The 22,954-nt window shown below is 68.6% G+C and carries 16 protein-coding genes; 6 read left to right on the top strand and 10 right to left on the bottom strand.

The window, feature by feature from the left end; all coding sequences use genetic code 11:
• Positions 1–52: 52 nt before the first annotated feature.
• From recD to F1D05_RS02350, 5 genes are all read right to left on the bottom strand, one after another.
• A complete protein-coding gene (gene recD / locus F1D05_RS02330) occupies positions 53–1,828 on the bottom strand; it encodes an exodeoxyribonuclease V subunit alpha (protein ID WP_185445784.1) in 1,776 nt (591 codons plus the stop codon).
• On the bottom strand, positions 1,825–5,121 hold the full coding sequence (locus F1D05_RS02335; RefSeq protein WP_185445785.1) for a UvrD-helicase domain-containing protein: 3,297 nt from the start codon (positions 5,119–5,121) through the stop codon (positions 1,825–1,827). The genes recD and F1D05_RS02335 overlap by 4 nt, the downstream gene beginning before the upstream one ends.
• The gene (recC, locus tag F1D05_RS02340) at positions 5,121–8,435 is read right to left on the bottom strand and encodes an exodeoxyribonuclease V subunit gamma (protein WP_185445786.1); all 3,315 of its coding nucleotides are present in this window, start codon (positions 8,433–8,435) and stop codon (positions 5,121–5,123) included. Before recC ends, F1D05_RS02335 begins: the two co-directional genes overlap by 1 nt.
• Positions 8,436–8,498: 63 nt before the next feature.
• The gene (locus F1D05_RS02345) at positions 8,499–9,578 is read right to left on the bottom strand and encodes an RNA polymerase sigma factor (protein ID WP_195826156.1); all 1,080 of its coding nucleotides are present in this window, start codon (positions 9,576–9,578) and stop codon (positions 8,499–8,501) included.
• 55 nt (positions 9,579–9,633) lie between these two features.
• Positions 9,634–10,029, bottom strand: coding sequence for a winged helix-turn-helix transcriptional regulator (locus F1D05_RS02350; RefSeq protein ID WP_185445787.1), 396 nt, complete (start codon positions 10,027–10,029; stop codon positions 9,634–9,636).
• A gap of 57 nt (positions 10,030–10,086) precedes the next feature.
• Between F1D05_RS02350 and F1D05_RS02355 the strand changes: the two genes are divergently transcribed.
• Positions 10,087–10,851 carry an alpha/beta fold hydrolase gene (locus tag F1D05_RS02355; RefSeq protein WP_185445788.1) on the top strand — a complete coding sequence of 255 codons (765 nt, stop codon included), beginning with the start codon at positions 10,087–10,089 and terminating at the stop codon, positions 10,849–10,851.
• Positions 10,852–11,028: 177 nt separating this feature from the next.
• On the opposite strand, the gene F1D05_RS02360 is transcribed toward F1D05_RS02355, so the two are convergent.
• The gene (locus F1D05_RS02360; RefSeq protein ID WP_185445789.1) at positions 11,029–11,868 is read right to left on the bottom strand and encodes a hypothetical protein; all 840 of its coding nucleotides are present in this window, start codon (positions 11,866–11,868) and stop codon (positions 11,029–11,031) included.
• Positions 11,865–12,359: a SigE family RNA polymerase sigma factor gene (locus F1D05_RS02365; protein ID WP_185445790.1), complete on the bottom strand. Its 495-nt coding sequence runs from the start codon at positions 12,357–12,359 to the stop codon at positions 11,865–11,867. The genes F1D05_RS02360 and F1D05_RS02365 overlap by 4 nt, the downstream gene beginning before the upstream one ends.
• Before the next feature lie 160 nt (positions 12,360–12,519).
• Here F1D05_RS02365 and F1D05_RS02370 point away from each other — a divergent pair, with 160 nt between their 5' ends.
• Both F1D05_RS02370 and F1D05_RS02375 read left to right on the top strand, forming a co-directional pair.
• Positions 12,520–13,398 carry a universal stress protein gene (locus F1D05_RS02370; RefSeq protein WP_185445791.1) on the top strand — a complete coding sequence of 293 codons (879 nt, stop codon included), beginning with the start codon at positions 12,520–12,522 and terminating at the stop codon, positions 13,396–13,398.
• A 161-nt stretch (positions 13,399–13,559) separates the two neighbouring features.
• On the top strand, positions 13,560–14,609 hold the full coding sequence (locus tag F1D05_RS02375; RefSeq protein ID WP_185445792.1) for a zinc-dependent alcohol dehydrogenase family protein: 1,050 nt from the start codon (positions 13,560–13,562) through the stop codon (positions 14,607–14,609).
• Between the two features lie 142 nt (positions 14,610–14,751).
• On the opposite strand, the gene F1D05_RS02380 is transcribed toward F1D05_RS02375, so the two are convergent.
• On the bottom strand, positions 14,752–17,136 hold the full coding sequence (locus F1D05_RS02380; RefSeq protein ID WP_185445793.1) for a phosphoketolase family protein: 2,385 nt from the start codon (positions 17,134–17,136) through the stop codon (positions 14,752–14,754).
• A gap of 223 nt (positions 17,137–17,359) precedes the next feature.
• Here F1D05_RS02380 and F1D05_RS02385 point away from each other — a divergent pair, with 223 nt between their 5' ends.
• From F1D05_RS02385 to F1D05_RS02395, 3 genes are all read left to right on the top strand, one after another.
• Positions 17,360–17,923 (top strand): hypothetical protein, encoded by a 564-nt coding sequence (locus F1D05_RS02385; RefSeq protein ID WP_185445794.1) that lies wholly within the window; start codon positions 17,360–17,362, stop codon positions 17,921–17,923.
• A 66-nt stretch (positions 17,924–17,989) separates the two neighbouring features.
• On the top strand, positions 17,990–18,889 hold the full coding sequence (locus F1D05_RS02390; protein WP_185445795.1) for a universal stress protein: 900 nt from the start codon (positions 17,990–17,992) through the stop codon (positions 18,887–18,889).
• 7 nt (positions 18,890–18,896) lie between these two features.
• Positions 18,897–21,614, top strand: coding sequence for a bifunctional GNAT family N-acetyltransferase/acetate--CoA ligase family protein (locus F1D05_RS02395; protein WP_185445796.1), 2,718 nt, complete (start codon positions 18,897–18,899; stop codon positions 21,612–21,614).
• A 39-nt stretch (positions 21,615–21,653) separates the two neighbouring features.
• Here F1D05_RS02395 and F1D05_RS02400 read toward each other — a convergent pair whose 3' ends face one another.
• Together F1D05_RS02400 and F1D05_RS02405 are read right to left on the bottom strand one after the other, a co-directional pair.
• The gene (locus F1D05_RS02400) at positions 21,654–22,487 is read right to left on the bottom strand and encodes a universal stress protein (RefSeq protein ID WP_185445797.1); all 834 of its coding nucleotides are present in this window, start codon (positions 22,485–22,487) and stop codon (positions 21,654–21,656) included.
• 24 nt (positions 22,488–22,511) lie between these two features.
• Positions 22,512–22,865, bottom strand: a complete 354-nt coding sequence (locus tag F1D05_RS02405; protein ID WP_185445798.1) for a nitroreductase family protein — start codon at positions 22,863–22,865, stop codon at positions 22,512–22,514.
• Positions 22,866–22,954 lie beyond the last annotated feature (89 nt).

Below are 22,954 nucleotides of genomic sequence, written 5' to 3' on the forward strand. Positions count from 1 at the left end.
CGTACGGCGATCCTTCGCCCCGTTGTTCGGACGTGCAAGAACCCAGCTACTGCTATTGGCCGGTGGCCTGCGACAACCGTTGCTGGAGTCCGGTCGCACGGAGTGCTCGACGGCTCAGCGCCAGGCGTAGGGCAGCCTCGGTGCCGACGACCCGTACCCGGTCCTGGGCGCGAGTGACGGCTGTGTAGAAGAGTTCGCGGGTGAGGAGTCGGGACTCTTCGCCTGGCATCAGGACGGTGACCTCGGCGGCCTGGCTGCCTTGGGCTTTGTGGATGGTCATCGCGTGCAGGGTCTCGATGTTGCCGAGTCTGCTGGGGGCGAAGTCGAGGCGGCCGCGGGAGCTGTTGATGAAGACTCGCAAGGAGCCGTTGGGGAGTCGGATCGTCACTCCGACGTCGCCGTTGTAGATGCCGAGGGCGTAGTCGTTGGCGGTCACGAGCACCGGTCGGCCGACGTACCAGGTGTCCCAGAGCGGGTCTTCGGTTTCTTCGGTGATCCAGCGCTCGACTGTCCGGTTCCAGTAGTTGACGCCCCAGGGGCCTTCCCTGTGGGCGCACAGCAGGCGGTGGCGGTCCAGCGCTTCCAGGGCGGCGTCGGTATCGCCCGCTTCGGCGGCTTGCCGGATTGCGAGTACGTCGGGAAGCAGGGCGGACCGGAGGGCTTCGCGAGGGTCGTCGTCCTCGATGAAGCGCACCCGGTCACCGCCGCTGCGCAGTACGGCGAGAACGTCTTCGGGGCGGTCTTCCCGGACGGCCAGTGCCAGGTCGCCGATCTCGCTGCCGAAACGGTGAGAGGTGCGAAGCTCGGCCGCTTCGATGTGTCCGCCACCGACCAGGCCGTCGACGAGGTCGGCGAGTACCGCCCCTGCCTCGATGGAGGCCAGTTGGTCGGGGTCGCCGACCAGTATCAGCCGGGCCTCGGGCCGGACGGCTTCCAGCAGCCGCGCCATCATCGTCAGCGAGACCATCGAGGTCTCGTCGACGACGATGATGTCGTGCGGCAGCCGGTTGTCCCGGTCGTGGCGGAATCGGGTCGACGAGTCGGGGCGGCCACCGAGCAGCATGTGCAGGGTCCGGGCGTGGAAGTCGCCCAGCCTTTCAGTGTCTTTCGCATCAAGGCGTTGGGTCATCTCGCGCCGGACCGCCTCTTCAAGACGACCCGCGGCCTTGCCGGTTGGTGCGGTGAGTGCGATCCAGGGACGGCGGTCCCCGGCGATCTCCGCCTGTTCCGCGAGGACAGCCAGCAGGCCGGCGACAGTGGTGGTCTTGCCCGTGCCTGGACCACCCGTCAGAACCGTCGTCCATTGCCGCGCCGCAGTCTCTGCTGCGTTGCGCTGCTCGACGTACGCAGTACCGGGGAAGAGCCGGTCAAGTCCTGCAAGCAAAGCTCTTTCGTCGGCGATCTCTGGTGCGGTTCGGCCGGCTCGGCGGCGAAGGTCCTGCTCGACTTGTTCCTCCTCCCGCCAGTAGCGATCGAAGTACAGGCGGGTGTCCTCGAGGTGGAGCGGGCGCGGATCGGCGAGCAGGGGACTGACGGCAAGAGCCGCGAGCCATTCGTCCAAGGCGGGCCAGGCCAGCTCTTCGCCGTCCTCGCCGACTTCGTCACGGACCTCGGCGAGGTCGAGGCAGATGGATCCGGCCCGGACGGCTCGCGCCACCAATGCGCAGGCGAGCGCCACGGATTCGTTGCTCTCAGCAAGCAAGGCTGTGAGTCGGGAGGCGACATGGACGTCGGCGGCCAGAATCACGCCGGCCATGTTGAAGTCACGCAGGATCCCGGTGGCGGTGAGCGCGAGTGTGGAGTCGAACTCGTCGACTGTCGTGGTCATGTCGCCCTCCCATCGAGCAGATCGGACAGTGCCAGCACTAGTGCCGCGGGCATCGGCCAACTGAACACCCCTGCTGGGTGCCCATCTACCAGAGGTGTGTCCGGTCCGCACATGCCGCGCAGATAGAGGTAGATCACCCCACCGAGATGTACTTCGGGGTCATAGTCCGGGAGCCGCCAGCGGAGGTATCGGTGCAGCACCACCGAGTAGAGCATCGCCTGCAAGGGATAGTCGGAGTGCAGCATCGCGGCGCCCAGCTGATCCTGCCCGTACTCCGCGGAGGTGGCGGGTTCCTCTGGATCGCCGAGCCGGTTGGTCTTGTAGTCGACCACCACGAACCGATGGCTCCCGCCATGAGGGACACGCAGTACGACGTCGATCGACCCGGACAGGTAGCCTCGCAGGCTCTGTCGGCCGAGCAGTGGCTGTTCGAGCCGGTCGGCGTACGCAAGGAGCGGGTCGTCGGCTGACAGGTGGGTGCGCAGCAGCGGCGCCAACTGGGCCAGCTGTACGTCGGTCGCCACCGCGTGATCGCCCCCGGCCAACGGGATCTCGAAGTCGAGCTCTCGGAGCCGGTCGGCTCGGCCCAGATCGCCCAGGGTCAGCCCCGGAACGAGCGGACCGAGGGGGGTGCTGTGAAGTGGCAGCATCGCCGTGGCCAGCGCATCGGGGGTCACGTCGACTCGCCAGAATCGCAACTGCTCGCGGACCCTTCCGGCCAGCTCGGCGTGCAGATCGGGCGATTGGGGGTCCGCCTCTTCGAGCACGGCATGCACGAGTGATCCGAACGTGGCTCCCGCCGGCAGACCGTCCATCGGAGACGGCAGTGCATCGGTCTGAGCGGCCCCAGGTGCTGGTACCGGATCTACAGACTCGTCCTCCAGTTGGCTTTCCTCCTGCTCGCTGACCACACCGCTCGCCTGCTGGTCAGCCGCCCGGATCAGTCCCGAGTACGACGTACGGCGCCAGGCGATGTCGACCTCACGGGAGAAGGTTCCGACCGCGAGTCCGCCGGGCAACTCCTCAGGTACGGGCTCGACATGCTCTGCGATCAGCGATTCCTCGATCACGGGGCCGCCGGCCTGCTGCCAGCGCCGCAGCCAGACCAGTACATCGTCGTCGGACGCTGCTCTTTCCAGGGTGTCGGGCACGACCGGTTCGCCCTGCTTGCGGGTGCGCAGCAGCCGGGAGATTCCTCCGTTGACCTCGTCCCACGACGGCGCCCACCAGGCCACGACCTGTGACTGGGCACGGGTCAGCGCGACATAGGTCAGCCGGATGTCGTCACCGGCCTCCTCGGCCCGCCACTGTCGCTGGTTGGCTTTGTGGCCACGGTGCCCCTTGCCGCCGAGGTCGAGACACCGCTCGCCGTCCTCGTGGAAGAGAATCAGCTCGGTGTCCTCGACGACGTGACGGTTGAACGCGAAGGGCAGATAGACGACCGGGTACTGCAGGCCCTTGCTGACCCACACAGTCATGATCTGTACGGCGGCGGCGTCGCTGTCGAGCCGACGGGTTCGCTCCGTCGTGCGGCCCCGGCCGGCGCACTCCTCGCGTAGCCAGTCGAGCAGGGCAGGCAGCCCGAACCCTTCCCGATGCGCGGTCTCGTGCAGCAGCTCTGCCAGATGCGCGAGGTCGGTCATGTCCCGCTCGCCGTTGCGCCAAGCCAGTACGCGCTCGGTCATGCCATTGACCTGCGCTGCCTCGAAGACCGCCGCCACTCCACTGGTTCGCAGGCGGTCTGCCCAGGCCCGCAAGGTCTGCCCAGTCCGGTCGGTGAGCTCCTCGCCGCCGGCGTACAAGCTCGTCGCGGTCTCGCCGAAGAACATCGTGGTGGCCGCGGCCCGGACCAGGCCGGATCGATGCGGTTGCTCGAATGCCTCGAGCAGGCGAAGCCAGTCCTGGGCGGCCTGCGACGCGAAGATGTCGAGGTCACCGGAGTAGACGGCCGGGATGCCCGCCCGGGCGAGTTCCTCCCGGCACACCCGCGCGTCCTTGTGCGTCTCGACGATCACCGCGATGTCACCGGCGCGGAACGGTTGACCGGCGTACGTCGCGTCGGCGGCCAGTAGACGGCTGATGTCGCCGGCCAGATCGCGAGCGATGTGGTCGCGAAGATCATCCATCGGGATGCTCTTGCGCCTGCTCGAGCCGAACTGCTCCCGTCGCGCGACCCGGAGCCGGAAAGGCGCGTCCGACGGCGCTCCGGTGAGCCGGCTGCCCTGGTGGTGGGCGGCGACCGGGTGAACGACGATGTCCTGATGGCCAAGTCGGGCGCCGCCCAGCACGACCTGCAGGCAGTCGACCAGCGGCTGGTCGCTGCGCCAGTTGGTACCGAGGGTGCGCCTTTGGCCCGCGGTCGCGGCGGCCGCGAGGTACGTCGCGATGTCACCACCGCGGAAGGCATAGATGGCCTGTTTGGGGTCGCCGATCAGCACCAGGGTGCTGTGACCGTTGAACGCGGCGTCGATCACCTTCCACTGCACCGGATCGGTGTCCTGGAACTCGTCGACCATCACCACCGACCAGCGACGCTGCATCCGCAGTCGGGCCGGGGCGTCGGGTTCTTCCAGGGCAGCGGCGAGACGGGTGAGCAGGTCGTCGTAGCCGAGAATGCCGAGACGGCGTTTGCGCCGCTCCAGCTCGGCCCGGACGGCTTGCGCGAACTCGACGCGGACGCCCTCGGGTGAGGCCTCGGCGTACTTCTCGGGTACCAGCCGGGTGTGCGGGTTGGCGACCGCTTTGAGGGCGATCTCGAGAGCGGTGCCGCGCGTGATGGGCGGCTTGTCCGCCGAACCCCCGAAGAGATTGAGATACAGGTCGTCGACCACCTCGGTGACGAGCGCCCTCAGGTCGTCGACCAGGGTGACCCCTGCGTCGGTGTCACCTGCGACGCCGAGCGAGCGCAGTACGAGCTGGCAGAACTGGTGCGTCGTGGCGATGGTGGCCGCATCGAAGTTGGCCAAGGCGTCGCGAAGGCGCAAGTGCCGTACGGCGATGTCGTCGGCGCTGCCCTGGACGAGGTGGCCGAGTAGACCCTGGTCGTCACGCCAACGGTCGGGATCGGCCAGTGCGAGCTCGGCTTGCAACAGTTGTGAGCGCACGCGTTCGCGGAGTTCCTGGCTGGCCGCGCGGCCGAAGGTGATCAGCAGCATCTCGTCGAGCCTGGCCCGGCCCTCCGCCACGAAGCGGGTGACCAGCCCGGCCAGGGCATAGGTCTTGCCCGTGCCGGCACTCGCCTCCAGCACGATGGTTCCCGTCGGCAGTTCACCGAGCAGGTCGAAGGCCTCCATCACGTCGCTCCCTGCTCGAAGCGAAGCATCGGTTCCCAGAGCCGGGCCGCGTACGCGCCGAGTCGCGTCGGCTCGCCGGGGCGTTCTTCACCGGGACGTGTCGGGGCCGTCAGGACGTCCAGCCGGGCATGCGGGCCCCAGATACGGACGTGGGCGGGGTCGGCGTTCTCGCCGTCGAACTTGGTCGGGCGCCAGCGACGCTCGGCAGCCGTCATCGGGTCGTCGTCGGTACGGCGTGCCTGGCACCAGGCGAACGAGGTCTTGAGCGGAAGCGGAAGCGGTTCCCGACGGCCGGCGTCGTAGATCGCTGTGAGGTCGGCAAGCAACGCCCGGGCTTGCGGCCCGACCGGACCGAACAGCCGGCTCGCCGGGCTGCTGGGGTTGCGTCCCCGGCCGATCGCCAGAGCTGTCCAGTTGTGGTCCTCGTCGTGGGCGGACAGGGCGAGCAGCAGGATCCAGGAGGACAACAACTGTTTGGCGTCGAGGCGGGAGAAGCCGACCGAGACCAGCCGATAGGCGTACACGCTCGGCACGGTGCCGGTCAGTCTTCGGCCACCGCCGAGATCGACGTCCAGATCGAAGGCCCTGGCGCCCACCTGCCGATGAGGATGCGCACTGATCGCGATCTGTCTGGCTTCATCGCGGACCTCGGTCGCGGTCCGCCAACCGAGTCTCCCCGGTGGCAGGGTGCCTCGCCGCCACTCTGCTTGGAGGGCGTCGTTCGGATTGACGCCGGCCAGCATGTCGCGCAGCATCCGGTCTCCGACCGACCACTTCTCCAGGTTGTCGATCTCCACCGGCATCACGTCCGACACGCCGTCGACCTCCCAGGGCAGGGTCAGGTCGAGCGCCCGGAAGTACCCCTTCACCGGATGCCGGAAGAACGCCAGCAGATCGGCCAACGCGATGTCCTCCGTCCTGGCCGACGGCAGCTGCCCGGCCTGGAACTCGGGCCTTGACGGCCGGGATCCAGCGGCGGCTCGTGCCGCTACCAGGACGGTCGGGTCGAACGTGAACGGTCCCGGGGTGCCGAGCCGGCCGGCTTCGAGGTTCTTGCGGTCGAAGGGCTGGAGCGGGTGCTTGATCAGGACGGCCTCCCGGACCGCTGTCATGGTGGTGCGGTCAAGAACGTCAAGGAGCTCGCCGAGCGGTACTGCGGGCGGCCGCGGCTGACCCGAGTATTCGTTGGCGCCGGTATAGGTGATCACCAGGGACTCGGTCGCGGCGAGCAGCGCGTCGAGCAGCAGTTGGCGATCCTCACTGCGTACGTCGCGCTCGCCCGTCATCGGAGTCCTGGCCAGTACGTCATCGCCGTCGGCCAGGCCGAACCGCGGGAACACACCGTCGTCGAGGCCCAGCAGACACACGACGCGGTGGGGGACCGAGCGCATCGGCACCATCGTGCAGACGGTCAGCGTGCCGGTACGGAAGTTGGCGCGGGTCGGCCGCCCGGCCAGGTGGCTGGACAAGAGCGCACGGACATCGGGCAGCCGCAGCGAGGTCTCGGCCAGTGGGCCGGCATCGGCGGCGACCTCGGCGAACTCGCGGTGCACCTGGCCGACCTGCCAGCTGTCGTCGGGGACCACCCGGGTCAGCTGATCGATCCCTTCGCGCAGCGCATCGAGCCACGCCGCGAGCGGACGCGTGCCGTCGAGCCGATCGGTTGCCGTCCGCAACCGATCGACGAACTCCGCGAACCGGCCGGTCAGCTCGATCCGGGTACTGCCCACGTCGTCGAGTGGCAGCGTCGTGTTGATCCAGGCGTGCGAGTCGGCGGACATCGTCACGCCGGCCAGGATCCGGTCCAGGCCGAACCGCCAGGTGTTCTGCTGATAGCCGGCCAGGCCGAACGGTTCGCGGTGGTGCTGGTCGAACGCCCAGCGGACTCCCGACTCGCGGACCCAGGCCGTGATCGTGTCCAGGTCGTCGTCGGTGAACCGGAAGCGACGGCGTACCGGGTCTGTCTGGGCGAGGTCGAGGATCTGGCTGGCGGTGGCTCTGCTGCCCGCGATCCCGAGCAGCTGGGATGCGACCCCGAGCAGGGGATTGGTCTGGGTGAGTGATCGGTCGGCCAGTTGCACCCGCAACCGATGTGCCGGGTGGCCGTGATCGTGAAGGTCTCCGAGGCCGAAGCGAGCGCTGATCAACGGCGCGTACGTCTCGATGTCGGGGCACATGACGAGGATGTCGCGAGGCTCCAATGTCGGGTCGGCCTGGAGCATCCCGAGCAGTACTTCCCGCAGTACGTCGACCTGCCGCGCGACGCCGTGACAGGCGTGCACCTGCACGCTGCGGTCGTCCGCAGCCAGGTGGCGACCTTCGGAAGCGATGAGGTTGCCGCGCAGGTCGTGCTGCAGCCAGCCGAGAAGTGTGTCGGGTGCTGTTGGAGAAGGAATGTGTCGATCAGTTGCCGGCGCAGTGGCGAGAGCTAGCTGCAGCTCACGACTGTCCCGCCCGAGCGTGGCCAGGAGCGGGTGGTCGGCCTGCTGATAGCTCGTGTCGGCGGCCCGGTCGCCTGCGGCAGTACCGACGGAGCTCAGACGTTCCCAGAGCGCGTTGCTGGGATGGGGGAGCCAGAGGTGTACGTCGCGGTGCTCGGCCACGGCGGTGAGCAACTCGATCTCGGTGGCCGGGAGCCGGGTGTGTCCGAACAGCGAGAGTCGCGTCGGGAGCTCGAGGGACTCAGGCTGATCGCGAAGCCGGGCGAGAGTGTCGGTGTGGCGAGTGTTCGGCGGCGGAGCGTCTGTTCGGCCGACCAATCGGCGCCAGAGCTCGGGTTGCCAGGCCAGGTCGTTGTCGAGTGCATCGCCACGGCCGTCGGTGTCGCGACCTGCGCTCCAGTCCGCGAGGAGGGTAGGCCGCTGGACGGCGTACGAGGCGAAGAGGCGTGCCAGCCGCGCCGCCACGGCGTACCGGCGGCCTTGCCGTAGTTCGGCCTCGGCGCCGGTGTCGAAGTGCCCGAGATGCCTGGCCACTGGCTCGCACCAGGCGTCGTCGAGAGAGCTGTCGAGCACGGCCAGCAGCGGCCAAGCCATCGCGTCAGCGGCCCACGGGTCGTCATCGGCGAGGCCCAGTACCGCGGATACGAGCGAGCGCGGTGTCGTGAACCGGACCCCTGCGCACACCCCGTCGCCTTGGCCTGGAGCGGCGCCCAAGCGATGGGCGAGTCGCTGCGAGAGCCAGCGCTCAACGCCTTTGGCCGGCACCACCACGAGTTCCTCGGCGAACGGATCGGCAAGAGGTACGGCGAGCAGATCACCCAGCCCGTCGGCAAGCACATCCGTGCGCTCGGCGCGGTGCAGGAACAGAGTCACTGAGGCAGCATGCCACGTACCGCCGCACCCTCACGCCAGACTCGACACCTCGCAGCAGAGCAGTCAGCTCAGTGCGGCGGCCTTGCGTAGCAGGACTGAGCGTTCGCGGTGGTTCGCGCACAGCCGGGCCGCCAGTTCCAGCTCGGCACGCGCTTCCGGTCGCCGGCCGAGCCGGGCCAGCAGTTCACCGCGTACGGTCGGAACCAGATGCGAACCGGGGAGCCGGTCCAGGGCGATCAGCTCGTCCACGATGGCCAGGGCTTGCGCCGGGCCCGAGGCCATCGCCACGGCGACGGCCCGGTTGAGCTCGACCACCGGCGAGGGCGCGACCCGGCCGAGCGCCTCGTAGAGCACCACGATCTGGTCCCAGTCGGTCGCCTCGACGGAGGGCGCCGACGCGTGGACGGCGGCGATCGCGGCCTGCAGTCCGTACGGGCCGAGGCCGCGGGGCGATGCCTTGGCCAGCGCGGCCAGCCCACGCTGGATCGCCGAGAAGTCCCACCGCTGCCGGTCCTGGTCCTGGAGCAGGACCGGCGCACCGTCCTGGCCTGTCCGGGCCGGGAACCGGGCGACAGTCAGCTCGCACAACGCGAGCAGGCCGTGCACCTCGGGTTCGTCGGGTTGCAGCGCGGCCAGCGTGCGGGCCGGCCGGATCGCCTCGTACGCGACGTCGGGGCGCAGCAGCCGGTCGCCAGACGTGGCCGTCGACCCTTCGGTGAAGATCACGTAGAGGACGCTGAGTACGCCGCCCAGTCGCTCCCGGCGCTCGCCGGCCGGCGGTAGCTCGAACGGCACGCCGGCTGCCGCGATCGTCTTCTTGGCCCGGGTGATGCGGGCCTGCACGGTCGGCACGGGGACGAGGAACGCACGGGCGATCTCCTCGCTGGACAGGCCGGCGACCACGCGCAGGGTCAGCGGTTTGCGGATCACGCCCTGCATCACGGCCGCGGAGACGGCGAGCGCAGTACCGACCAGCCAGCACGGCAGCACGCGTGGCAGTTGGAAGTCGAGCACGATCTGCGCGGCCTGCTCACCGGTCTGCCCGTCAGGAGTGCCGGCCCGGCCGCGGCCACCCAGGTGACCCGCTGCCGGCTGGTCAGTGCGCCGCTCCTGCCCGCCCCGTAGGTGTCCGAGGAGGGACACGCACCTGCATGATCACCGTGCTCGCCGAGCTCGGCGAACTCCTCGTCAAGCTCAGCTAGCCCGTCCTCGAGAGGCCGTCGATTTCGGGCATGTGGGTCTCGGCCCATTCGCGGAGGGCGGCCAGCGGTTCGTCGAGGCTGTGGCCTAGTGGGGTGAGTGAGTAGTGGACGGCCGGAGGAACGCTTGGTTCGACGCGGCGGGCGACGAGGTGGTCGTCTTCGAGACCGCGCAAGGTCTGGGTGAGCATTTTCGCCGAGACGCCCGGCGTACGGCGCTTGAGATCGGCGTACCGAAGCTCGCCCGTTTCGGCGAGTGTCTTGACGATCATCGCGACCCATTTGGTGCCGATCCGGTCGAGCAGCCGGCGGGTGGGGCATTCCGGGCTGAAAAGATCGCCGCGCGGAGCGGTCACCTGGGAGTGACCAGGTGTCGAAGAAGTGCGGTCTTCCATCCTGCCTCCTCGCTTTCTACCGTTGACCAGGTAACCAAAGGTAACCGAGGAGGCCTGATGATTGACACCGGTACCGGTCCTGCGGTCGTGTTGCTGCACGGGTTCCCGCACACGTTTCGGCTCTGGGATCTGGTCGTCCCACGGCTCGCTGCGACTCACCGGGTCATCGCGCCCGACCTGGTCTTGGGCGGGTCGGCACTGGAGTTGGCAGGCCGGCTGGCGGAGTTGCTCGACTGGTTGGGCGTTGAGCGCGCGACGATGGTCGGAATCGACGCAGGTGTCCAGGCGGCGGTGGGATTCGCGCTCGGATATCCCGATCGCATCGAGCGACTTGCGGTCATGGAGGCCGTCCTGCCGGGTGTCGAAGGGGCGGAGGCATTCGCGCACGGCGGCCTGCCATGGTGGTTCGGCTTCCATCAGGTTCCGGGTCTGGCGGAGAGAGTGCTGGTTGGTCACGAGCGGGAGTACATCGAGTGGTTCCTCCGGGCCGGCACCGCCGATGGTGAAGGGGTCGGCCACGAGCTCACGGACGCATTCGCCTCTGCCTACCGGGGAAGCGAAGCTCTGGCCGGCGCATTCGAGCACTATCGGGCTATGTCGCGTACGGCGGGGGAACTGGCGCCGCTACTGGCCGAGCAAGAGCTGAAGGTACCCGTGCTGGCAATCGGCGCTCGCCCGGTCGGTCCTGCGCTGGCTGCCCAGCTCGCGCCGTTTGCTGCCGACCTCACCACGACCCAGCTCGACAACTGCGGACATCTGATTCCTCTGGACGCACCGGATCAGCTGCTGGAAGTGCTCATTCCGTGGCTGAGCCCAGGCTGACAGTCCTCATCAAGACGCGCCCTGCTCCTGACCTTCCGCGCAGCGAGCCAGCGTTACTGGCGGCCAACCATCACCGCAAACACCGGCTGGGCCGCCGCCCGAGCTTCGCCGCCCGCATCGGCTACCGCACGGGGTGGGAAGGGTCATGCGGGGGTCATGACCCTTCTCGCCCGGGCGTCACTCGCTGATCTTGAACTTCGCCGAGGTGACCAGTTCGGCCAGTTGGCGGCTGGTGAAGACCGGTTGAGTCAACGGCGGCCGCTGCTGGTCTTCGAACCTCCTGGCCTGTGCGAGGATCACGACGGTGCCGTCCTCGTGGCGGTAGGTGGCCCACTGGTCGTAGTCGGAGTGGCCTTTGGTGGTCACCACGCCGACCTTCTTGCCGTCGACGTCCACGACGCTGCAGGTGCCGGTACCGCCCCGGAACCTCTTCGCCAGCTTGCACGGCTCCGTGGCCGATTTGCCGTCGGGCGTGGTGGAGTTCATCAGCAGCCTGCCCACCCTGCCGCCCCGCTCGACCGGGATGGTGGCCGCGTACTCCCAGTAGTCCTGCTCCCCGTCGTTGGACGCGTACTGCGCCTGCGGGTACCTCAGCGGGTGACCGTCCGCGCCCTTCAGGTCGGGCGTGCTGAACCCCGGCGGGACCGACGAGCTCAGGTCGTCCATCAGCTTCACCACTCGGACCACGCGAGGACCGGCGCTCGCCGTACGGTCCGTCTGGCCCTCCGGCCACGGGTCGCCGCTCTTCCGGGTGGCGGTCGGCACCGGCTTCGGCGTGGTGCTGCCGGTTGCCACCAGGTCGCCCGCCGGGCCGCCGCCGCTGAGGCTCGCGACCAGTGCGGGACCGGCGCCGATGCCGGCCACCAGCGGCACGACGGCGATGCCGGACCATGCCAACCGGCGCCGCCGCCGGGCGGTGCGGCCCCGCACGAGTGCGTGCGAAGGGTCCATCGACGGCGGTGGGGTGCTGCGCTCCATCAGGTCACGCAGTCCTTGATTGAGATCCTCTTCGTTCATCGAACCCTCTCCTCTTGCAGCAGACCGCGTAGCGTCTGTAGCCCGCGCGCGGCCTGGCTCTTGACGTTTCCTTCCGAGCAATCGAGCAGCGCAGCCGCCTGCTCGACGGAGGCGTCCTCCCAATACCGCAGAACGAGTACGGCGCGCTGCCTCGGCGGGACCTTCATGAGTGCGGCCAGCAACACCATCCGTTCGTCGGCCAGCCCGGACCCCGGTGCCGGCCGATCGGCCGCCTCAGCCCCGACCGACTCGAACCGGAACCACCCCCGCCGTCGCTCGGACAGGAACGTCCGCACAAGGGCCTGCCTGGTGTAGTTGTCCATCGCCTCCCGCCGGTCGATCCGGTGCCACGCCAGGTAGATCTTCGTGAACGTCTGCTGAACCAGGTCCTCCGCTCGATGCCAATCGCCGCACAGCAGATACGCCGTCCCGCGCATGGCGCCGGAACGCGCCGCGAAGTACGCCTCGAACGCGGCGTCCCGTTCGCTCATATGTCCTCCCCGATCCTTGGTACCGAGTTAGACACGCCTACGCCCAGTTGGTTGGTTGCATGGCAGCTGTCCAGGGATTGGGGACTTTGGGCCCTGCTGTGCGGCTGGTGGTGGGCCTAGCGTCGGCAATAGGAACGTCCGATTTGCTGGAGGAGTTGCCATGAGTATCAGTGCCACTATTGCGGTGGGTGTCGACAGTTCGTGGGCCGCGGCCGGTGCTGTCGACTGGGCTTTGGAAGAGGGGCGGATCGGCTCACGGCCGGTCAAGGCGATCCATGTCGTCGACGCCAAGCCGGCGGCAGGACCGTACTTCGCCGCGCCGGGCGTTGGAGACGGTGCGAAGCGGCTGGCCGCGGAGGTCACGGATTACCTGGCCGGCCACGGTGGTCAGGCGGGGCACGGTGCGGACGTACTGACCGGCGCGCCGGCTCGGACGCTGGCACATGCGGCCGAGGGTTTCCGGATGCTTGTCGTCGGGCGACATGGTCACGGGATGCTGGAGCGGCTCCTGATCGGGTCCACTGCGGAGGCCGTCGCATACGAAGCCAAAGGCCCTGTGGTGGTCGTCCCGGCGGGGTGGCTGCCGGGCGACCGTACGGCCCCGATCGTGGTTGGAGTCGACGAGTCCGAGCTGTGTCAGGCCGCCATCGAGTTCGCGGTCGGTCTGGCAGCCGAACGGCACGCACCGGTTCGGCTGGTGCATGTGTGGGATGTCGTCAGCGTCTATACCTGGGACGTCGCTCCGGCCTCGGGGACGATCGCCGAGTGGCGCGACAACTTTCTCGAGCGGCTGGAACGTACCGCGCAGTTATGGCGGGACAAGTACCCGGAGGTGAAGTTCGAGACCGATGTCAGGCGGGGGCACCCGGTCTACGACCTGGCCGACGCGGCTGACGACATGGAGGCTCAGCTTCTGGTGCTGGGCGGGCGCAATCACAACCGCCTGGCCGCCATGCTCCTCGGGTCGACAGCCCGCGGCATCCTGCACCAGGCAACCTGTCCGATCGCCATCGTCCACGAGCCCCGCGTCACCCTCTGAGTGGCCGCCGTCTTTCAACGCGAGCACGGCAGGGTCTCCAGACCCTGTCCAGCCCGCCGAAGGGCCTGCGCCGGTGGTGTGTTTCGGCTCTGCCGGGCGCGGGGCCGGGGGAGGAGGGTCGACTTGATGGAACATCCCTGAATCATGGAGGTCGACCGACCATGAAGGCACTTGTTTACAACGGTCCTGGGCAGCGGAGCTGGCGCGAAGTACCGGATCCGGTGATCCAGGATCCCGAGGACGCGATCGTGCGGGTGGACGCGGTCACGATCTGCGGGACGGATCTGCACATCCTGAAGGGCGACGTACCGACCGTCGATCACGGCCGCATCCTCGGCCATGAAGCAGTCGGCACGATCACCGACGTCGGCGCGAGCGTCCGCGGAGTCACCCCGGGCGATCGGGTGCTGGTCTCCTGCATCAGCTCTTGCGGAAGGTGCGAGTACTGCCGGCAGGGCAGCTACGGGCAGTGCCTGGGCGGGGGCGGCTGGATCCTCGGTCACCTGATCGACGGAACCCAGGCCGAGCAGATACGCATCCCCTTCGCCGACCGGTCGCTGTACAAGCTGCCGGCCAACGTCAGCACGGAGGACGCGCTGTTGCTGGCAGATATCCTGCCGACCGCGTACGAGGTGGGCACGCTCAACGGGCAGGTCTCGCCTGGCGACACAGTCGTGATCGTCGGCGCTGGTCCGATCGGCCTCTCGGCAATCACCACCAGCAAGCTGTTCAGCCCGGCCAACGTCATCGTCGTCGACGCGGCACCGGCCCGGCAGAAGGCGGCGCTGGAGCATGGCGCGGACCTTGCGTTCGGTCCTGAGGACGACGTCGTGGCGCTGGTCCTGGGACTGACCGGAGGACTCGGAGCCGACGTCGCGATCGAGGCAGTCGGCGTACCGGCCACGTTCGAGTTGTGTACCCGGGTGGTCCGGCCGGGTGGCCACGTGGCCAACGTCGGCGTCCACGGCGCGTCCGTCACGCTGCACCTGGAAGACCTGTGGATCAAGAACGTCACCATCACCACCGGCCTGGTCGACACCTCGAGCACACCACGGCTGCTGTCGATGCTGGCTGCCGGACGGCTCGCGATGCCGGGTCTGATCACCCATCGGTTCGGCCTCGACGAGATGCAGGACGCGTACGACGTGTTCTCACGAGCGGCCGAGACCGGGGCACTGAAGGTCGCGCTGTTCGGCGATACCGAGCACTGACCGATGCCGGCGGCAATGGAGTCGGCGGGAATCGACCTGTACTGGCTCCCGTTGGCCGATTCCTGCAGGTTGTTGACGTGCCGGGAACCACTGACGGGCTGCTGCGGGAACAGCAGCCCGTCAGTGGTCGTCCTGAGGTGGATCAGGTGAGGTTCACGGCGGTGGACCAGTCCCAGTCGCGGATGTCGGGGAGGTCTTCGCCGTACTCGAGGATGTAGGCGTGGTGCCGGACGCGCTGGTCGGTGAGCCACTGGCGGAAGCCGGCTGCCTGCTGGCCCAGGCCCGGGACACGGTCGATCACGTCGATGGCCAGGTGGAAGCGGTCGAGGTCGTTGCGGACCACCATGTCGAACGGCGTGGTGGTGGTGCCTTCTTCCTTGTAACCACGGACGTGGAGGTTGGCGTGGTTGTGCCGGCGGTAGGTCAACCGGTGGATCAGCGAGGGAGAGCCGTGGTACGCGAAGATCACCGGCTTGTCGGAGGTGAACAGCGCGTCGAACTCGGCGTCCGGCAACCCGTGCGGGTGCTCGGTCGCGGGCTCGAGCCGCATCAGGTCGACCACGTTGACGACTCTGACCTTCAGCTTCGGCAAGTGCTCGCGCAGCAGGGCTGCTGCTGCCAGTGTCTCCAGGGTCGGTACGTCGCCGGCGCACGCCAGTACGACGTCGGGATCGCCGGCCTCGTTGCCGGCCCAGCTCCAGATGCCGAGCCCCCGGGCCGTGTGCAGGACGGCCTCGTCCAGGTCGAGCCAGGAGGGACCAGGTTGCTTGCCTGCGACAACGACATTGATGTAGCCGCGACTGCGCAGACAATGGTCGGCCGTCGCCAGCAACGTGTTGGTGTCCGGCGGCAGGTAGACGCGGATGACTTCGGCCTTCTTGTTCACGACGTGGTCGATGAACCCCGGATCCTGGTGCGAGAAGCCGTTGTTGTCCTGTCGCCAGACGTGCGAGGTCAGCAGGTAGTTGAGCGACGGGATCGCGCGTCGCCACGGCAGCGCCCGGGTGACCTTGAGCCACTTCGCGTGCTGGTTCACCATCGAGTCCACGAGGTGCACGAATGCCTCGTAGCAGGAGAAGAAGCCGTGCCGGCCGGTCAGCAGATACCCCTCCAGCCAGCCCTGGCAGGTGTGCTCGCTGAGGATCTCCATCACCCGGCCGTCGACGGCGAGATGCTCGTCGGTCGCCAGCGTCTCGGCATTCCACGCCTTCGAGGTCGCCTCGTACACGGCGTCGAGCCGGTTCGAAGCCGTCTCGTCGGGACCGAACACGCGGAAGTTGCGATGCTCGTCGTTGGCCCGCAGCACGTCCCGCAGGAACGCGCCGAGCACCCGGGTGGGCTCATCAGGTCCACTGCCAGGGAACGGCACGCCGACCGCGTACTCCGCCAGCGAGGGCAGCTCGAGGTCGCGGGTCAGCAGCCCGCCGTTGGCGTGCGGGTTGGATCCCATCCGGCGCACGCCCTCAGGGACCTGGGCAAGCAGCAGCGGAACCGGCCGGCCTTCCGCGTCGAACAGTTCGCCCGGACGGTAGCTGCGCAGCCACTCCTCCAGCATCGCCAGGTGTTCAGGCGAGGTCCGTACGCCGGACAGCGGCACCTGGTGCGATCGCCAGGTCCCCTCCACCGGAACCCCGTCGACCTCGCGCGGTCCGGTCCAGCCTTTCGGCGTACGGACAACGATCATCGGCCACGGGCGCCGCGGCGTACCGGGCTCGGCCCGTGCCTCGGACTGGATCGCGGCGATCTCGTCGAGAACCACGTCGAGCGTGGCGGCGAGGGTCTGATGCACCGGGTCGGGGTCGGAGCCCTCGACGAGGTAAGGCTTGTAGCCGTAGCCCTCGAGCAGACTGGTCAGCTCGTCGTCACCGATCCGGGCCAGGATCGCCGGGTTCGCGATCTTGTAGCCGTTCAGGTGCAGGATCGGCAGTACCGCGCCGTCGGTGCGCGGATCCAGGAACTTGTTGGAGTGCCACGATGCCGCGAGCGGTCCGGTCTCCGCCTCTCCGTCGCCGATCACGCAGGCGACGATCAGGTCCGGGTTGTCCAGTACCGCGCCGAAGGCGTGGCTGAGCGAGTAGCCCAGCTCTCCACCCTCATGGATCGACCCGGGGAGCTCCGGCGCGACGTGACTGGGAATCCCACCAGGAAAGGAGAATTGGCGGAACAAATGGTCCATTCCGGCCGCATCGCGGGTGACGTCGGGATAGGTGTCGGTATAGCTGCCCTCGAGCCAGGTGTTCGCGGCGATCGCGGGTCCGCCGTGGCCAGGGCCGATCACGTACATCATGTTCAGCTCGTGCTGCCGGATCACCCGGTTGAGGTGGGCGTAGAGCAGGTTCAGTCCGGGCGTCGTACCCCAATGACCGAGCAGTCGTGGCTTGATATGTGCCGGCTGCAACGGTTCGGTCAGCAAGGCGTTGTGCATCAGGTAGATCTGCCCGACCGACAGGTAGTTGGCAGCTCGCCAATAGGCGTTCACTGCCTCCATCTCATCGGCTGACAGCGGCTTGTCCAGTACTTGCTGCATCGTCCCTCCAGGGGCCTGTTGTGCGCAGACTGCCACGGCCCCGCCGACACTTGACACCCCTCCCCGAACCTTCGGTCCCTTTGCCGCCGAAGAGGGGCCCTTGGTCCTTGCTGTCCCGGGCGGACGGGCCGTTCGGCACCTCGGTAGGGGTCCAGGGGCCCTGCCGCTGGGGACGCGACGGCGACAGGCTCAGGGTGTCCGAAACGAATCGAGAGGACCCATCATGACCACCACTCCGCACCGGCCGCAGACCGCGACCCACTCGGCGCCCACAACTACCCGTGAGCAGGCGAGGACCGTCGGTGTCGCGGCCGGTCGTGCGTTCGCCGTACTACGGATCGCCTTCGGACTCACGTTCCTCTGGGCCTTCGTCGACAAGGTCTTCGGCCTTGGCTACGCGACTCCGGCCGGCAAGGGATGGCTGGACGGTGGCGACCCGACCGCCGGGTTCCTCGGCAAGGGAGCCAAGGGACCGTTCGAGAGCTTCTACCACTCGCTGGTCGGTGACTTCTGGGTCACTCCGCTGTTCATGATCGGCCTCGCGGGTATCGGCCTGGCGCTGACGCTCGGCATCGGGATGCGCATCGCCGCCGTCGCCGGCACGCTGCTCTACCTGATGATGTGGGCCGCCGCCCTGCCGCCGACGACCAACCCGGTGATCGACGACCACATCCTCGGCGCCATCACCCTGATCACCCTCGCACTCGTTGCTGCCGGCAACGTCTGGGGCCTCGGCCGAGGCTGGAACAAGGTCGAGCTCGTGCAGCGCTACCCCTGGCTCCGTTGATCGCGACTGAGTAATTGACCGAGGAGAGAGGCGAGTCAGATGGGAACCAGGGCAAGGACCGGACCGGTGGTTGTCGAGGTCGAAGGCACAGTCGAAGGCCTGCGCGTTGTCGACTACGCCTGCGAGGAAGCGATGCGGGCCGGCGTCAGCCTGGTGCTCGCCCGCCCGTACTCCGCGCAGGCGCCCTTCTCGCCGATGATGCCGCTCTACGCCCCGAGCTCGCCGGCTGACCTGGCCGATGCGGAGCTCCGGGTGGCGGTGGCCCACGTGCGACAGCGGGTCGGAGAGTCGTTGCCGGTCACCGCGGTCTCCAGTGCAGGATCGCGGACGGCCGTGCTGTCCCGGCTCGCCCGCAACGCCCGGCTGCTGGTGGTCGGCCGGGTCGAGGTCCGGGTGCCGTTCCGCTTCTTCACCACGCCGACCGCGGTCGGTCTGGCTGTCCGCGCAGGCTGCCCGGTCGTCGTCGTACCGAAGACCTGGAAGCCGTCGATGACCGATCGCACCATCGCGGTCGGTGTGGACGGTACCGCGCTGTCCTGGGAGGCCGTCGGTTTCGCCTTCCGTACTGCGGCCGAGCGCGAGGCGAGGCTGATCACGCTGCACGCCGAGCAGGTCCTGCTTCGCTGGACACTCACCGATGACGATGGCGGCGACACCTGGGTAGCCCGGGCCGATCTGACCCTCGCCGAGACCCTCGCGGGGTGGGCCGAGCAATACCCCGAGGTCACCGTGACACGGATGGTGACCGCCGATCCTGTCGTCACCGCTCTGGCCCGGGAAGGCCGGGCAGTCGGACTGCTCGTGCTGGGAGTGCATGGCGCCGCCTCGTCGGGAACCGATCGCGTGGCGCAGCGGGTGGTCGCGACGGCCGACTGTCCGGTCGCGTTGGTCCCACACGAGGTCAGCGATGCCGAGTACGCGGCCCACCAGACCGACGACGAGACTCTCGTCTTCTCTAGCCAGTGAGGTGCACATGTCCGGCAAGTTGAAGGCGCTGACCGGAATCCACCCGGAGACCGCGGTGGCCGGGTGGGACGCGCTTGCTTCCGACGGGTCCGTCGTTCACCTGCGGCCTATCCGACCTGACGACGAGTCGACGTTGAAGGAGCTGAACCACCGCTTGTCGGACCGCTCGATCTACCTGCGGTTCTTCGCGATGGATCGGGTCTCGGCCGATCAGCAGGCGCATCACCTGGCCGAGGCTGACCCGCTGCAAGGGACGGTGGCCCTGGTGGCCGAGCTCAAGGGCGCGGTGGTTGGGGTCGCCAGCTACGAACCGATGCGCGCCGACGAGGCCGAGATGGCCTTTCTGGTCGACGACGCGGTTCACGGCCGGGGGATCGGCACGCTCCTGCTGGAGCAGCTCGCGGCCGTCGCCCGTGAGCGCGGCGTACGGCGATTGCATGCCGACACGCTGGCTGACAACGGGCCGATGCTGCGGGTCTTCCTGCAGTCCGGATTCCAGCAGGTGCGCACGTTCGACAGCGGAGTGGTGGAACTGTCGATGGACACCGCCTACGCCACGCACACGCTGGACAAGATGACGGAGCGGGAACGCGGGGCCGAGGATCGATCGCTGAAACCGCTGCTCGCACCGGGCAGTGTGGCCGTGATCGGCGCCGGGCGGTCGCCGGGTGGCGTCGGCCACGAGGTGCTGACGAATCTCACCCGCGGGGACTTCGCCGGACTGCTGTTCGCGGTGAACCCGAAGGCCGACCGGATCGGGGAGGTCGCTTGCTACCCGTCGATCGCGGCGGTTCCGGGGCCGGTGGACCTGGCCGTGATCGCGGTTCCGGCCGGCCAGGTGCTGGCCGTGGTCGAGGAGTGCGGGCTGGCCGGTGTGGGCGGTGCCGTGATCCTCAGTTCCGGATTCTCCGAGCTCGGTGCCGACGGCCGGACCGTACAGGAAGAGCTTCTGCGCGTGGCGCGCCGGCACAGTTTGCGGCTGATCGGGCCGAACTGCCTGGGTGTCGTCAACACGGCACCCGGCGTACGGCTGAATGCGACGTTCGCCGAGATCCCGCCGCTGTCGGGATCGCTCGCGCTGGCCGCCCAGTCGGGCGCCGTCGGCATCGCCGTGCTGGATCATGCGAGCAAGGCCGGTCTGGGTATCTCCGAGTTCGTTTCCCTGGGCAACAAGGTAGATGTCAGCGGCAACGATCTGCTCCTGCACTGGCTGGATGATCCGCGCACGGACGTGATCGGTCTTTACCTCGAGTCGTTCGGCAACCCCCGGAAGTTCGGCCGGCTCGCGCGGCTGGTCGGACGGACGAAGCCTGTCCTGGTGGTGAAGGGTGGTAGGTCGGCGGGCGGCCGCCGCGCAGGTGCGTCGCACACCGCCGCCGCAGCGACCCCGGACACCGCGGTCGATGCGCTGTTCGCGCAGTGCGGCGTACTGCGGATGGAAACACTGGAGGAACTCGTCGATACCGCGCGGGTTCTGTCCGGGCGTCCGTTGCCGCGCGGCAGGCGGCTGGCGATCGTCGGGAATGCCGGCGGTGCCGGAGTACTGGCCGCTGACGCCGCCGGCGCGCTGAACATCGACGTACCGGAGTTCGGCCCGGCGACCTCGGAGGAGCTGCGAGAGCTGACCGGTGCGGTGGGTGCGGCCAATCCGGTTGATCTGGGCGCGGCCGCGACGGCGCTGACGCTGGAGTCCGCGCTTCGCGTCATCATCGCCGGCGGCGAGGCCGACGCGGTGCTCGTCAACTATGCGGTCACCCGCGCCGGCGATGTCGACGAGGCGTACGCCGCGATTGCGCGCGCCACCGCCGGAGCGACCGTTCCGGTGCTGGTGAACTGCCTCGGTGCCGCGGATGCCGCCCCACAGGTGGTTCTTCCCGACGGGTCCAAGCTGCCCGTGTTCCCGTTTCCCGAAGCGGCCGTGCGGGCGCTCGCGCAAGCGATGCGGTACGCCGAATGGCTGTCCCGCCCGTTGGGGATCGAACCTGTTGTCGGCGGAGTCGATCTGGGCGATGCCCGACGAGTTGTGCAGCACTATCTTGCCTCGAACCCCGAAGGTGGCTGGCTCGATCCACAGCGAGCCGAGCATCTGATGCTCTGCGCTGGGATCCCCGTCGTCCCGGCGCTGGCCGTGTCAGGTCTCGAGGCAGCCGTCGACGCGGCGGCGCGGGTGGGTTATCCCGTCGTACTGAAGACCGGGGCACCAGACGTCGTACACAAGACGGACGTGGGTGGCGTCCGGCTGGGCATCGCAGACGCCGTCGAACTCGAGCAAGCGTATCGCGAGCAGACCGCAGCACTCGGCGATCCACGAGTGGTCGTCCAGGCAATGGCTGCCAAGGGGATCGAGTTGGTCGCCGGGCTGGTGCGGGATCCGCTGTTCGGTCCGGTGCTGATGGCCGGGAGCGGCGGCGTACTGACGGATCTTCTCGCCGACCGTCGGTGGGCGGGTCTGCCGCTGACGGACCTGGATGCGGCGGAGCTGCTGCGTTCATTGCGCTGCGCACCTTTGCTGGCCGGCTACCGCGGCGCGACCGCCGCCGACGAGCCCGCGGTACTGGATGTACTGCACCGGATCGCCTGGTTGGCAAAGGCCTTGCCGGAGATCGCGGAACTCGACATCAACCCGCTGATCGCCACCCCGTCCGGAGCCTTCGCCGTCGACGTGAAGCTGCGGCTGACCCCAGCGGCAGTCGAGCCCAACTGGCAATCCCGCAACCTGCGCTGAAATGGGCCCGGCCCGCCGAGGAGGCAGGGCCGGGGTCTTTCACGGCTCCTGGTGGACGATCGCCAGCGGACAACGCGTGTGGTGCAGCAGGCCGCGAGACACCGAGCCCAGCCGCAAGGGCGTGAAGTGCGATCGCTCAACGCCGCCCACGACCATCAGGTCGGCGTATTCGGAATGCTGTGCGAGCACCTCCACCGGATGCCCGGGGCGGAAGTTGCTCCGGAACACGACCTCCGGGTATTTCTCGGGCCAGCCGGCCAGCGCCTCACGCAGGACCCGTTGCGCGTCCTGGTGCCACGGTGCGCGCTCCGGATTCGCCCGCAGCCCGAGCGGCAACTGTGGGCCGGGGTCGGAGGGAACATGGACGAGCACCAGTTCGGCGTCCCGCTCGGCGGCGGCCTCGAAGGCGAATCCCAGCGCGCTCTGGCCGGAAGGCGAGCCGTCCACTCCGACGACGATCAGTCCCTCCTCGCTGCGATCCGGCTGCCAGCTGTCCGGTACGACGACCAGCGAGGTACGAGCGAGCGCAGTACAGATCTGTGAGGTGGACCAGGCCGTGAGCTCGGCGAAACCACCGCCGTCGCGCCGGCCGATCACGAGCAGTCGCGCCTCGCGAGACTCCTCGAGAAGAATTTCCGCGGGACGCCCTGACCGGCTCTCCAGCTGACCGTCGGTGCAGCCCAACCGGGCCAGCTCGGCGGTGGCCTCGTCGTGCATCAGCGTGTCGTCGGAGCCGGGCTGCTCGATCACGTGGATTGCCTTGAGCAACCAGTTGCGCCGCGCGGCCTGATCGGCGGCCCAGTCGAGCGCCAGCAGGCCGGCCCGGGATCCGTCGACACCGGCAACCAGGAACGGGCGGGATTGTGTGGGCACGACAGGCACCTCCTCGAATCAGTACTAGCGGACGAAGGTCTCGACGGGGCGCCGGGGAGTTGTCGCCTTCACGGTGCTGTAGCCGAAGCGGGTCACCATCTGGGCGAAGCCGGGGATCCCGGTGGCGCGCTGAACCGCGCATCGCAGGTCGTCGAATTCGAGCGGCTGGTTGAGGAAGGACGCCTTGAAACCTTCGCGGGTCGCGGTGAGCAGGACGTGTTGCAGGGCGAGGCCCGCGGTCAACTGATCGGCCGCGCGATCCATCGCGCGGCCGTTCACCTCGAGGCGCAAGGGCTGCGTGTTGTGCATGCTCGGCGCCGCCACGGCCGCACTGAGTAGTACGTCGATCTGCTTCATCGACAGCTGGTCGTCATGCATCAGGCCCTCCTCGGACTGCCCGGACGGCCACTCGCTGCCCGTGTTCCCAGCCTGTCGCGCCGAGCGGCCGGGCACAGCAGGCATCAGTC

The sequence above is a fragment of the Kribbella qitaiheensis genome, from assembly GCF_014217565.1.
In the GTDB taxonomy this organism is placed as follows: domain Bacteria; phylum Actinomycetota; class Actinomycetes; order Propionibacteriales; family Kribbellaceae; genus Kribbella; species Kribbella qitaiheensis_A.

Bases quoted from the DNA above. Each gene is read 5' to 3' on its own strand.
- F1D05_RS02335 (WP_185445785.1), bottom strand. From the start codon at position 5,121: ATGGAGGCCTTCGACCTGCTCGGTGAACTGCCGACGGGAACCATCGTG.
- F1D05_RS02385 (WP_185445794.1), top strand. From the start codon at position 17,360: ATGACCACCACTCCGCACCGGCCGCAGACCGCGACCCACTCGGCGCCC.
- F1D05_RS02355 (WP_185445788.1), top strand. From the start codon at position 10,087: ATGATTGACACCGGTACCGGTCCTGCGGTCGTGTTGCTGCACGGGTTC.
- F1D05_RS02380 (WP_185445793.1), bottom strand. From the start codon at position 17,136: ATGCAGCAAGTACTGGACAAGCCGCTGTCAGCCGATGAGATGGAGGCA.
- F1D05_RS02375 (WP_185445792.1), top strand. From the start codon at position 13,560: ATGAAGGCACTTGTTTACAACGGTCCTGGGCAGCGGAGCTGGCGCGAA.
- F1D05_RS02370 (WP_185445791.1), top strand. From the start codon at position 12,520: ATGAGTATCAGTGCCACTATTGCGGTGGGTGTCGACAGTTCGTGGGCC.
- F1D05_RS02365 (WP_185445790.1), bottom strand. From the start codon at position 12,359: ATGAGCGAACGGGACGCCGCGTTCGAGGCGTACTTCGCGGCGCGTTCC.
- F1D05_RS02360 (WP_185445789.1), bottom strand. From the start codon at position 11,868: ATGAACGAAGAGGATCTCAATCAAGGACTGCGTGACCTGATGGAGCGC.
- recD (WP_185445784.1), bottom strand. From the start codon at position 1,828: ATGACCACGACAGTCGACGAGTTCGACTCCACACTCGCGCTCACCGCC.
- F1D05_RS02405 (WP_185445798.1), bottom strand. From the start codon at position 22,865: ATGCATGACGACCAGCTGTCGATGAAGCAGATCGACGTACTACTCAGT.
- F1D05_RS02395 (WP_185445796.1), top strand. From the start codon at position 18,897: ATGTCCGGCAAGTTGAAGGCGCTGACCGGAATCCACCCGGAGACCGCG.
- F1D05_RS02350 (WP_185445787.1), bottom strand. From the start codon at position 10,029: ATGGAAGACCGCACTTCTTCGACACCTGGTCACTCCCAGGTGACCGCT.